The sequence below is a fragment of the Niastella koreensis GR20-10 genome (genome assembly GCF_000246855.1).
Lineage (GTDB): Bacteria > Bacteroidota > Bacteroidia > Chitinophagales > Chitinophagaceae > Niastella > Niastella koreensis.
On sequence record NC_016609.1, the window covers coordinates 7,057,552 to 7,070,544 of the forward strand.

General features: G+C 44.6%; 10 protein-coding genes. 2 read left to right on the forward strand and 8 right to left on the reverse strand.

Features of this window, described 5'->3' with window-relative positions:
• Window positions 1–58 precede the first annotated feature (58 nt).
• Window positions 59–3,643 (forward strand): hypothetical protein, encoded by a 3,585-nt coding sequence (locus tag NIAKO_RS27860; RefSeq protein WP_014221800.1) that lies wholly within the window; start codon window positions 59–61, stop codon window positions 3,641–3,643.
• A 203-nt stretch (window positions 3,644–3,846) separates the two neighbouring features.
• Here NIAKO_RS27860 and NIAKO_RS27865 read toward each other — a convergent pair whose 3' ends face one another.
• From NIAKO_RS27865 to NIAKO_RS27900, 8 genes are read right to left on the reverse strand one after another with little or no spacing between them, the layout of a single operon-like run.
• Window positions 3,847–4,548, reverse strand: a complete 702-nt coding sequence (locus tag NIAKO_RS27865; RefSeq protein WP_014221801.1) for a DUF1361 domain-containing protein — start codon at window positions 4,546–4,548, stop codon at window positions 3,847–3,849.
• A gap of 2 nt (window positions 4,549–4,550) precedes the next feature.
• Window positions 4,551–4,922, reverse strand: coding sequence for a diacylglycerol kinase (locus NIAKO_RS27870; protein WP_014221802.1), 372 nt, complete (start codon window positions 4,920–4,922; stop codon window positions 4,551–4,553).
• A 12-nt stretch (window positions 4,923–4,934) separates the two neighbouring features.
• Complete coding sequence (locus NIAKO_RS27875) at window positions 4,935–5,300, reverse strand: hypothetical protein (protein ID WP_014221803.1); 366 nt, start codon at window positions 5,298–5,300, stop codon at window positions 4,935–4,937.
• Between the two features lie 54 nt (window positions 5,301–5,354).
• Complete coding sequence (locus NIAKO_RS27880) at window positions 5,355–6,935, reverse strand: DUF4153 domain-containing protein (RefSeq protein WP_014221804.1); 1,581 nt, start codon at window positions 6,933–6,935, stop codon at window positions 5,355–5,357.
• 11 nt (window positions 6,936–6,946) lie between these two features.
• Window positions 6,947–8,350, reverse strand: a complete 1,404-nt coding sequence (locus tag NIAKO_RS27885) for a B12-binding domain-containing radical SAM protein (RefSeq protein WP_041347393.1) — start codon at window positions 8,348–8,350, stop codon at window positions 6,947–6,949.
• A gap of 2 nt (window positions 8,351–8,352) precedes the next feature.
• Entirely contained in the window at window positions 8,353–8,778 is a 426-nt protein-coding gene (locus tag NIAKO_RS27890; protein WP_014221806.1) for a hypothetical protein, read from the reverse strand.
• A gap of 45 nt (window positions 8,779–8,823) precedes the next feature.
• Window positions 8,824–9,123: a winged helix-turn-helix domain-containing protein gene (locus NIAKO_RS27895; RefSeq protein WP_014221807.1), complete on the reverse strand. Its 300-nt coding sequence runs from the start codon at window positions 9,121–9,123 to the stop codon at window positions 8,824–8,826.
• An 8-nt stretch (window positions 9,124–9,131) separates the two neighbouring features.
• Window positions 9,132–9,806 carry a hypothetical protein gene (locus NIAKO_RS27900; RefSeq protein ID WP_041347394.1) on the reverse strand — a complete coding sequence of 225 codons (675 nt, stop codon included), beginning with the start codon at window positions 9,804–9,806 and terminating at the stop codon, window positions 9,132–9,134.
• 592 nt (window positions 9,807–10,398) lie between these two features.
• On the opposite strand from NIAKO_RS27900, the gene NIAKO_RS27910 reads away from it, so the two are divergent.
• On the forward strand, window positions 10,399–12,906 hold the full coding sequence (locus NIAKO_RS27910) for a DUF5686 family protein (RefSeq protein WP_014221810.1): 2,508 nt from the start codon (window positions 10,399–10,401) through the stop codon (window positions 12,904–12,906).
• The last annotated feature ends 87 nt before the right edge of the window (window positions 12,907–12,993 follow it).

Genomic DNA, 12,993 nt, shown 5'->3' on the forward strand with positions numbered 1-12,993 from the left:
AATTGATTTTCGCGGTATTATGGATTGTTATAACTTTAAAACATTTAACAGACAGGCTATGCAATTTCAACAGTTTCAGCCAAAGACAAAAGTTATTTCTTCCTTTCCCTTGTTACTTGCCTTGTTGCTGCCAACCGTACTATTCGCCCAGGTGAATACTGTGGAATTTGGAAAGAACCGGGTTCAGTACCGAAAATTTAAATGGCAATACTACCAAACCACCAATTTCAATACTTATTTCTATGAAAATGGTCAGCCTATTGCCAATTATGTTGCGCAGGTGGCTGAAACCGAATTGCCCGCTTTGGAACAGTTTGTGGAGTATGGCCTGCAACGCCGCGCCAACATCGTTATATATAATCATTTTGATGAATTACAGCAATCCAACATTGGGTTGACCCTCGACTGGCAAACAACCGGGGGCATTACCAAGCTGGTGAACAACAAAGTGGTGATCTATTACGATGGCGACCATGCTAATTTACGTAAACAGATCCGCCAGGGTATTGCCCGCATCCTGGTTGATAATATACTTTTCGGTGACGACCTGGGGGAGTTTGCCACCAACCAGGCTTTGCTGGACCTTCCCAAATGGCTGGTTGACGGGTATGTTGATTATGTAGCTGAAGACTGGAGTCCCGCCTACGATAATGAACTGAAACTGGCCCTGCTTTCGGGCGACTACACTAACTTTTACCAGTTAGCGTACGAAAAACCTATACTGGCCGGTCACGCCTTCTGGCAATACATAGCTGAAAAATATAAAAAAGAGAACGTCACCTACTTTTTATACCTATCCCGGGTGTACCGGAACCTAAACAGCGCCTCGCAACGCATTTGTAAAAAGAAGTTCAAAGAGGTGCTGAAGGACTTCATGAATGAGCGAACGGAAATGTATGAGAAGGACCTGCGTGGCCGGCGTGATATTCCCAAAGGTACCGTGGCCATTGTTGAAGAAGTAACCCACAATAAAGACTTTTTACATTTTACGCAAAACCCCGCTCCCCGCAGTCAGACCTACGCTGTAGTGGAATATATAAAAGGGAAGTACCGAGTTGTGTTGTGGGAAAATATGACCGAAAGAAAAGTGCTGTTGAACATAGGTGTACGTTCCAATGACAATGAGGTGAACCCCAACTATCCCCTGCTGGCCTGGGACGGTAAAGGTACCCGCCTTGCCTGTGTTTACTGGTCGGAAGGCAAAGTACACCTGTTTGTGTACGACATGGTAGCCCACTTTAAACGCATAAAACAGGATATTCCCCATTTTGAACAGATCCAGAGTATGGAGTTTATGCTTAACTCCAATACCCTGTTGTTTAGCGCGGTTCGTAATGGACAATCAGACATCTACATTTACAATATTGAAAAAGACACCTACGAGCAGGTTACCAACGATTCCTATGCCGACCTGGATGCCAGCTTTGTAGCGTTCCCCAATAAAACGGGGATCATTTTCTCCTCTAACCGGCCCGATGCCACTACCCATGGCGGCGATACCGGTGTTGCCAGCCGGCGATATAATATTTTCCTGGCCGACAATTATAACAAAAGCGAGTTTCGCCAAATTACCCAGTTAACGAAGATGAAATACGGGAACGCCCGTTTCCCCATGCAGTACAATACCTATCACTTTACTTTTGTAAGTGATGAAACCGGGATCAGCAACCGTTTTGCGGGCTTCTTCAGCACGCAACGGGCAGGCCTGGATACGGTGGTACTGGTTGGCGACCAGGTGTTGCGGAACCCCGATAAAACAGAAATTGATTCTACCCTGAAAGCCTGGGGTAAAACCGAACCGGATTCTGTTTTCACCTTTTCTGTAACAAAAGACTCAGCATACACCTTCCCTATCACCAACTACCAAAGCGCCCTTATTGAAACAAAGATCGCGGGGTACAATGGCCAGGTTAGTGAAGTAAGACAACAGGGAAATCTGAAATTCCTGTATCGCCTGAAGGTAGATGACGCCACGCTCAGGAAACGCAACCTGAACGTACGGCCTACCGAATACCGGCGCAAGACCATTATAGCCGAACAGGCTGCAAGCGGGGCGGCCATTACGTTTAACAAACCGGCTACCCCGGCACAGCAACAGGAATCACAAAAGATCAGCGATATTTTTGAAACCGGGTTTGAAAAAGAGAAGAAAGACAGCACCAAAAAAGACAGCGCTGCAGTTGGCTGGCAAAACCAGCCGCCACCTTCAACAGTAACGCCACCGACAGTACCAACAACCGCCCCTGCGGCAACGGCTGCGTCCAAAGAGGCGGAAGAATCAGTGCTGAAAACAGCCAAGCGCTTCGATTATAAGCTGAAATTCTCCGTAGATAATTTCTCCGGTGGTTTTAACAACGACGTTCTTATAAGCCGTTATCAGCCTTATACGGGCGCCCTGCCTATTATGCTGCAAAGCGGTGGCGCATTCAATGGCATGCTGAAGGCATCGATCTTCGATCTGTTTGAAGACATCCGCTTTACCGGCGCCATGCGGCTGCCGCTGATAGGTGGTACCGGAACCGGCGCCCCAATAGGCGCTTCCAGCACCGGCGGTACCAGCAGCGTATTTATACCGGTAAACCAATCCCTGTTCGATGGAGGTGGTGAATGGTATGCCCGCGCTGATTATCTTAAACACCGCTTTGATTATTCATTCATCTACTATCGCCGTACCGAACTGGGTAATGTGCTTGGTATAGGTGGTACGCAAATACCATATGAAGGAAAATCGATCACCAACCTGTTCCAGGGAGTTGTTAAATATCCTTTCGACAAGGTACGCAGCCTTAGGTTCTCGGGCGGTATCCGTACCGACAGAGTAGTGATACGCGGCGAAATACAGGATACCTTTACATTAAAGGTGCCCGATGTAAACAAACAGACCTATGCAGTAACCCGTTTGGAATATGTTCATGATGATGCTATTTTAAAAGCTACCAACATCTATAATGGATTGCGGTTTAAAATTTATATGGACCTCGATGGACAGATCTCTAAACCATCACAGGTTACTACGCTGAAACCCGGGCGCTTCACCTATAACCTTGGGTTTGATGGCCGGTATTACTATCCCATTTACCGCAACTTCATCTGGGCTGGCCGGGCTGCAGGCGATTTCTCGTGGGGAAGCCAGAAGATCATTTACTACCTGGGTGGTGTAGATGGCTGGATGTTCCCCAAATACAGTGTTAATCCCAAACCAGCAGATCCTGACTATGCCTTCCAGTCACTGGCGGTTAACATGCGTGGCTTTCCTCAAAACGTGGCCAACGGTAATAACAACATCATTATAAACAGTGAATTCCGTTTACCGGTATTTGCTACCCTGTTTAACAAACCGATCAATAACGCCTTCCTGCGCAACTTCCAGGTATTGCAGTTTATTGATCTGGGCAGCGCCTGGAATGGCAAGTATAATAAACTGTCGCGCCCCGAAATGGTGTATGGCGATGTTCAGCCAGGTGGATCAGGTGCACAGGTACTTATAAAAGCCGGTGGTATTGGACCGTTTGTTGGTGGTTATGGATTTGGCGTTCGCAGCACGCTGCTGGGCTACTTCCTCCGCCTCGATGCCGGTTGGGAAATGAATACCTTCTTTAAAGATAAACCCTACCTGCATTTTGCCATGGGAGTAGACTTCTAGGCAGAAGGCCCTCCTCCGCTAAAGCTTCAGCGACACGCGGACGGCGGGCAAAGCAGAGATGGTTAATAAAATTCAAAGCCTCCCGATGTGTCGGGAGGCTTTTTTTATTGTAGTATCAGAAGTGCCTTAAGAAAGGCGCTATGGGAACACAGCGCCGTTTGTGGATAAACCAACCGCTATTTTGGAAGGGTATAGCGGCAGGATCAATGTATAGCTTTACTAATTCTTTTTATAGTGAGGTACACCAGCGTCATGAATACTGAAAAACAGGCCACCATGCCCCAGGCATATTTGTATTGAATGGGGTGTATGGTCATTCTTATCAGATAGGTCGATAGCCCGATGGGATCCACGAAAATATCCCAGCTGTTGAACCGTGGATATCGCCCTATGTATATTCCCAATGCATTCAGCCACATAATGGGATAAATAAAATACAGCTCATGCTTACCGGGCAGGTATGGCTGGATCATTTTTTCCATTTGCCGTATCGACAAAACGCCCAATAGCAATCCATTCCAGGCAAAAGAAATAATTAAAGTAAGGTCGAACCAATTGGGCACATTATGGAATTGCCCCAGGTGAAACAGATCGGTTAAAATGTAAAAGGCGTTAGGCACGAACAACAACCAAATGCCTGCCAGCACGAAAAACAACCATTTACGTTCCTGCATGGCCGGCTTACTATGCAACCACGACGAGATAACATAAGGTACCCAGGCCAGGAACAAATTCCAGATAAGCCAGATAAACGTGAACTTATCGGTATATACTATCCGTGCCATTACCATGGCAATGCTAAAACCCATTGACAGGGTAAGCATGCGGTCCATTTCGTTACTGGTTGTTTTAATCAACATCCAGCGATAAGGCTTGCTGTTCAATTTCATCTGCTCCACTTTCATAGTTAAAATAATTTAGGTATGAATACAACTGCACCAACAACCAGGGCCGTTATGGCTGCTACCAATACAGCACCTGCAGCCAGGTCTTTTATAAATTTTATATCCTTATGCCGCTGGTCCGAAACAAAGTCCATCACCTTTTCAATGCAGGTGTTGAACATTTCTGCCACCCAAACAAAACCAATGGCAAATACCAGCGCCAGCATTTCAGTTTTGGTAACCCCTACCAGCGTAGCCAGCGTAATTACCGCTACGGTTGCCATAAAATGTAACCAGGCGTTGTGCTCACTTTGAAAAAAAGCGGCAATCCCTTCCAATGCATACCGAAAACTTCTTACTCTTGCCCGGATGGAAAACCCTTCCTGTGAATTCATAAAACTTGTTTTTTAAAGCTGTTCATATAATTTATATAGTGACTTACGGGTTGTTCTTACAGCGAGAAACTGTACAACAATTGTGCTCAGCATTAACAGGGCGTCCTCTTTTGTAACAACCCCATCATAATTATCTCCTAATATTAGCCTTAACCCTGTTAAAATCAACGAGTATATTATAAAAAGAGAAAAGATCAGCCAGGCCATTTTCGACCGGCTGGCATAGGGTATCCGGGACGAAAATTTAATAAGGGGCGAGATCACTACTAACAAGGGTGACGAGAGCAGGAAGCCAAAAATAACTGCCAGCATTACCAATAACAACCCACCCCATCCTCCGTAATACAGCGAGCATATTGCAAAGATCAAAATTACCATTGAAACTGTTTTCGCCCATATTTTAACCGCAACTGATAAAGGAGTTACCATAGCTTAATGAATAGAGGTTATCAATCCTTTCTTCTGAAAATACTTTGTTGTATAAGCATCGGCATAATTCCACGATAGCCAGGTAAGGTCTTTTTGCTTTTCTACAAACTGTAATTCCCGTTGTTTTAACTCTTCAATGTAACAGGTATCACATACCGGCTGCGAATCAGGATTTTTCACATGTGCATCGTTCTCGCGCTTTTGTAATGCTACTATATTGGTATCGAGCAAGGGTAAGGCTTTGTCTGACAGGGATAGCAGGAATGGCACATCCAGGTCAACCGTATTTTTTCTTTTCAGATTATACCCGGCAATAAATTCATCCCAGTGAATAGTAGTAGCCAGCACCAGTACCACTATGGCCGCCCATGCATTCACCCTGAATAAAAAATAGTTGGTTCTCCGGCTCCAGATCTTCAGGAATACCGTTAACAGGCCAACCAATACCATTACCAAAAAGAACAGGACACCAATTCGTTTGTAAGCCAGGCCGTGTTTAAGGATGTAATAATAGTCGCGCAGGAAAACCGAACTTACCAGCATGGCGTTCTGTATTATCCAGGCATAGGCGCCATATTTTAACCAGTTGTTCCGTTTGTAGAAATTAAGATTGCCTTTGAAGTAGAACAATAATATTGCCATGGCCAGTACTATGGAAACGATCAGCAGTTCCGTTCCTTCATGCACCATTTTGTATACCGGCAATCCTGGCTTGTATTGAAAATGCAACCATAAAAAGTTCACATCAATGCAATTCACTGCCAGCAGCAACACATTCAATAACACCAGGCTGATAATTCCTGTAGTGTTCTCATTCTTCAGGGCCATCATGCCGTTGGCCATTTTACCCATTATCATTTCAATAAACTGGAACATGGCCCCGCTTCTTTTTTGACGCAACGTTTTCCGGGAACGCTGCAAGCCATCGTTCATGTTGGTTTCGCGGGTGCTGAAATAATCCAGTTTGCTTTTTAGTAAGATGGAGCCGGAGATCAACAATCCTAACAACAGGAACAACAAACGTTGTAAAGAGAAGAAATCGAAAAAGTGACCAAAGAATATTTCCAGCTGGGCGCCTATGCGGTTGGCAATGTCGGAAAAAGCGTTATTCGCGTCCCGGTAAATTAAAAAGAATACGACCAACAAAATAAGCGGAAAGATCGCAAACCGGATGAAGCGGCCTACTCCTTTGCGTTTAGTGGGCTTTGCTTTATTTATTTTAAAGGACTCCAGGAAGGAGGCAACCACCATTACCACGTTCATCAATATAGAGCCACTGGCAAACCAGACTGAGCGATGCGTATACTCGGCAAACCCTGCCACCAGCAACAGCGTAATTACAAATGAAATCTTACTCAGATCGGTATTATGTATCACTACCATTGTTAAACTAACCAGGTGGCCCAGCAGCAACCAGTTTACGGTGGCCGACTTACGGGCGTTGGGATACAGAAAAAACAGGGCCGATAATAAGAAGGCATCGAACAGCACAGTATTGATGGCCAGTTTTTCGTTCCAGAATACCAGGTTAAATAAAACAGCACCTGCTGTTACCAGAATTATTTTTATAAGATCTTTGTTCATAGTGTAGATATTTATGCAATAGCCGGGAATGGGCTTACTGAGTTTGGATTGTTTTTGTGCTTTACTTTCGATAAAATAGTTTCCAGCAGGGGCAGCATATTGTTGAGCCCTTTTGTTTTTATAATGAAATTCCAGAGGGGTTCAAACTTCTTCCAGCCACCGGCATAGGCAAAATGTTTGAGCTGATGTTTCAATGTTTCGTGTTGCAAACTGGCCCGGCCAATGTTCATCCAGGAATAGAATGACCTGTATGCATGATCGTAGCCGGCTTTCAGTTCATCGGCACTCAGGCCAACTGTTTTATATACTACCTGACGGGTATCGTACAGGTCCCAATTGCGATGTAACAGGCGCCCCTGTTGTTCCATTGACTGGTATAAACGGGTTCCCGGATATGGAGTAAGAATATGAAATGTGCAGGTGGTCAATGCATTTTCCACTGCCCAGTCAACTGTTCTGTCGAACACGTCCTTATCATCATCATCCAATCCAAACACAAAGCTGCCATTGATCATAATGCCGAGTGAATGACAACGTTTGATGGCCTCGCGATAATCTTTTCCCAGGTTCTGTTTCTTGTTGCTTTGGGTTAAATTGGCATTACTAAGCGTTTCAAATCCGATGAACACACTGCGTAAACCGGCTTCTGCAGCCTGTTCTATCAGGTTACCGCGTAAAATGGCATCGATGGTAGAGGCGCCCTGAAATACCCGGTTCATGCCTTTCATGCCATCGAACAAAGCGCCGGAGAATTTTTGGTTGCCTAACAAATGATCATCCAGAAAATAAAGATGTTTGCCAGGCAGGCGCTCTATTTCTGCAAGCGCTGAATCAACCCGTTGGGTATAGAACGACTTACCGCCTTCGAAAAAGGCATCTTTATAACAGAAATCGCAGTGGTGCGGACATCCCCGCGATACCACAATTGAATTGGGCACCAGGTAATGATTGCGTTTTATGAGGTCACGGCGAATAGGTGGAATATCTGCAATGGTGCGCTTGCTGTTCACATATACCTTGCGCGGTGCTTTATTGCGAAAGTCTTTCAGGAATTCCGGGAAAGTATCCTCACCCGGACCAATAAAAATACTGTCGGCATGTGGTGCTGCTTCATCTGGGAGTGATGAAACATGTAAACCTCCCAGGCACACATACGCGCCCCGCCGGCGGTAATGATCGGCCAGTTTATAGGCCCTGAAAGCATTGGTAATGTACACCTGTATTACTACCAGGTCGGGTGTATCGTTGGTCTGCAATTCCTCCACATGTTCATCCTGCAGGTCGATTTCATCATAAGGCGAACAATAGGCTGCCAGTGTTGCCAACCCCAATGGCGGAAACAACGAGTATTTAATCGGGCGCCAGTAAGGGCTTTTCGCTTCAGTAAGCGCCGGTAAGATCATTTTAATTTTCATGGCTATACTTGTTGAGTGTTATTGTAATCACCACCCCACTTCAATATGGATTTGTAGAAGATGGCGATGGCAACTGTACCTGAGATGATGGCAGTACAGAGTAAAACGACCATTTCCTTACCTATATTAAATCCGCCACAGAAGACCATAAATGCAATTGTTGCCAGGATGATATTGGTAATAAACAGCAGTTTTAAAAGACGCATACCGGCTATATCAGCCCTGGCGCATGTATTGATAACGAGGCATATTACCAACATAATAGGGAATGAAAAGAAGCCTCCCAAACAGACCCCGATTATTGCCAGATCTGCCACTGCATGAAGTTTAAAATCCGAGAGGAATCCAGTCCCCAGCAGGGTATTCACTGCCACAGCTACCAACCATATTCTTACGGACAACCATAATTGTAACAGAAACTTATTCATAGTATTAAAAGTGCTTTGTATTTCAAAGTGTAAGGACAAAAAAAATTACTTCATGCCTTTGATCATATTTTCGAGCGCTTCAATATGGTCTTTGAATGCTTTTTCGCCTGCCCGGGTAATACTGTAGGTGGTATTGGTTTTGCGGCCAATAAATCCTTTATGTACTTTAATGTATCCATTTTCTTCCAGGTTTACCATGTGCGATGCCAGGTTGCCATCCGTTACTTCGAGCATTTGTTTAAGGTCATTGAAACTCACCTCCTCATTCACAATAAGGATACTCATGACCCCCATGCGAATGCGGCTATCAAAAATTTTATTAAGATTTCCAATCGGGTTCTTCATGCTGTTAATTATTGTCCGGGCTGACGTTCATACTTCCACCACATAATAGCGCCATACACAATATGCAGGATGCCAAAACCTGCGGCCCAAAAATACAAACCCCAACCTCCTGTCCACAAATTAATAATACCCAAAATTAGTTGTCCATAACCCAGGTACCTGATCTCGCCCAGGGTATATTTTGACGCATTCACCAATGCCAGCCCGTAAAAGATCAAACAAACGGGCGCCACCAGGCCATAAAACCCTGAATCCATCAACCGTAAGATCACAAATCCGCCTACCACCATAGGTAAAACGGTGTTCCAGGCCAGGCGTTGCACGGTACGGTCCCACATGGAGGTACCATTACGGCGGCTACGGGCGCGGGTAAACAAAAAAGAAGAGATAAAGGCTGCTATGAATGTTATGCCAGCTATCATTAACAGGTCGTGTTCCAGGGTTTCAGCACTGCCGCTTAAGATGTAGGTTTCCCCACGATACAAGCTTCCGGTGGTGGATTGGCTCTGGTACGCATTCAACAAATAGTAGTTGATACGAATCTGGGCTACGGCAGCTCCCAGCAGGGCGCATACGCCGGCGCTGATCCCGCTCCATCCACTCAGGGAAATGAAGCGCGACGACCGTTCCATCATTCGTTTAATGTCCTGCAGGGTTTCCAGCGGGGGATGTTGGCTATCCATATAAAGCACTTTGTAAAACAAAGTAAGCGCGCGTTTTTCAGATTTCCAAACTTTTTGAAAAAAAGATTAGTTGACAGGGTTGACAAGTTAACAGGTTAACGTGGTAGAAGGAGGTTTGGGGGTATTAAGCGGGAGGTTGATAAAGGGCGAATACAAATGTTGAATGTCGAATTTCCAATATTGAATGTTGAAGTGAAGAAAACGGGTTAAAGCCAACAGGTTAAAGGCTAAAGCTAAAACCGGAAGTGTATTTACTTTCATCCGCCAAGCCGGCGGATTTCGGCTTTCAGCCTGTATTTGCTTGCGGCTTACAGTTTGTAGCTTGCAGCGGTTTTCCCACTGCCTTCTGCCTTCGATAGCCGAAACCCTGGCGTAGGCGATCCCGCCCCATACTAACACCTGCATATAATACGTTACCATGTTGCCACAACATTATTCACGGTATTTCACGACAATTATGCAACCTAATACCATGTATTACCGAAATAATCCGGGTTTTACCGATGTATAGAGCCTTTTTATCTTTTTTAACAAAAGGCTTTTCTGCCGGTTATTGTATTTTTGGTGGTGAAATCAAACCGACCTTATTAGAATGTCTATCAGATCGTTTAAAATCCTGTTGCTGATTTTGTTGACCCAAAGTGCGATGGCCCAAACCAGGATACTGAAAGGAATTGTTAAAGATGCTCATAGCGACGAACGTATCCCTTTTGCCTCTATGCAGTTCCAAAATCAAAAGACCGGGAGGCTCAGCGATTCAGCAGGATCATTCACCTTTCACTTTAACGAATGGCCCTCTGACACCCTCATTATTTCTTATGTAGGATATCAGGATTTTAAACTACCATTCGATAGCTTTTTATTGTCCCGCGCTAAAAACAATGTTTTAGACATTACTATCCTGATGGAACGGGCCAATTTTGCTGCAGTGGTGGTAAAAAAGAAAATTGATCGTGGTTTGCTGATGTGGAAACGTATTGTGAAACACAAACCGCAGAACGACCGGTACCGCTTTCACAATTTCTCCTATGAACTGTACAATAAACTGGAAGTAGACCTCAAGAACATCAAAAGGGAAAAATGGGAGAACCTGCCCTTTATCAAGAAGTTCAATTTTGTGCTGAATAACATCGATACCACCGAAGAAGGGATTCCCTATTTACCAGTATATATCACTGAAGCCATCTCTGATTACTATTTTCAAAAAACACCCCTGCGCCGTCGTGAAGTGTTCAGAGGCACCAAAACCATGGGGGTGAACAATGAGAGCGTTTCAAAATTACTGGGCGGTATTGACCAAAACGTAAACTTTTACGCCAACTTCATCCCGGTCTTCGATAAACAATTTGTAAGCCCTATCAGTGATAATGGCGATGCGTTTTATAACTACAAAGTACTGGATTCGCAATTTGTGAACGGCCGCCGCCTTATTCACTTCTTTTTTGTACCCAAACACAAAGGACAAAACACCTTTGAAGGTGATTGCTGGGTGCATGATACCACCTTTGCCGTTCAGAAAATGAACCTTCGCCTGGGTAAAGATGCTAACCTGAACTATGTAAACCGGCTGAGCCTGATCCAGGAATTCAGTTTGCTCAACGACAGTACCTGGTTCCTTACCAGGGATAAATTTGTGGTTGACCTGTCCCTGCTTTCCGGCGAAAAAATGTTATCAGCCATTGGCAGAAAAACCACCACTTATAAAAACATTGTTGTTAATGATACATCGGTGACTCATGAGCTGGCCAAAAACAAGCTTATTGAAGAAACCATTTTTCCGCCGCAGGCCAATAATGCGCCCGATTCGTTCTGGGTGCAAAACCGGCACGAAGAACTAAGCGCTACTGAAAAGAAATTATACCAAACCATCGATACGCTGTTAAAATTACCGGCCTTTCAACGGGCAGTAAAAACAGTAAACTTCCTGGCAACAGGCTACCTCGATATCGGCAAATTTGAAATTGGTCCGTGGTACAACTGGCTCTACGCAAACACACTGGAAGGTACGCGCTTCCGTTTTGACCTGGGTACCAATGAAAAAATGTTCAAGAAGTTGTATTTACACGGGTACCTGGCCTATGGTACAAAAGATGAGCATTTCAAATACGAAGGGGATTTCCTGTACCTGTTCAAGAAAAACCCACGTACCTATATAGCAGGCAAATACTCAAAAGACATCGATTACGGGCAGAACTATTTAGATGAGGTAAGCCAGGATAACATTTTTGCATTGACCATCAGAAAGCCTGGAGTGCCTATCAAGTTCATGAAGACTGAATTAATGCAGATGGACCTGTTCAAGGAATGGCATTCCGGTTTATCGGTTACGCTTACCGGTTCACGCAGGTTATACAATCCTTTGCTGAACCTGCCTGCAAAAGAGATCTTCAATGATGGCAGCGGCCCCACTGAGCCCTTAAATACGTTTGAAACTTCGGTACAGTTTCGCTGGGCATACCTGGAAAAATTCCTTGATGGCGACTTTTACCGGTACAGCCTGGGCAGTCCCTACCCTATTTTATCATTTAAATATACGCGTGGGATAAAGGGCGTTTGGGGCAGCCATTATGATTACAATAAAATAAGCGGTAGTGTTTCTGACTATCTGAAGATATCGCCCTATGGCAATTTGTATTATAATGTATTTGCGGGTAAAACTTTTGGCACCCTGCCCTTTATGTTGCTGGATGTGGCGCCGGGTAATGAAATTTACTATTATAACAAGTATGCCTTTAGTTTAATGAACCGCTGGCAATACCTGCACGATAAATATGCCGGGTTTAATTTTGAACATAATATCGGCTCAGGGATCTTCCGATTTACTGAGTTAACGCGCCGGTTAAAATTCCGTCAGTTTTACACGGTGAAAGGATTGTGGGGCAGCCTGAGTGAAGCAAACAAGCAATTGAACATGCCTGCCGGTTCTACTTATTTATTTCAATCACTGGATGGGAAAACGTACATGGAAATTGGTACCGGGGTAGATAATATCTTTAAAGTATTGCGGTTTGATTTTGTATGGCGGGTATTACCGCAACCGCTACCCGAATCGGCCGTTCAACGGTTTGGAGTATTTGGAAGTTTCAGGCTGCAATTCTAATGGTGCGAAAAATACAGCTAATAATATTGATCCCGGCTTAGGTCGGGATTTTTTATTTAGAAGTAATTGAAGTGTGTTCTTCGCCTT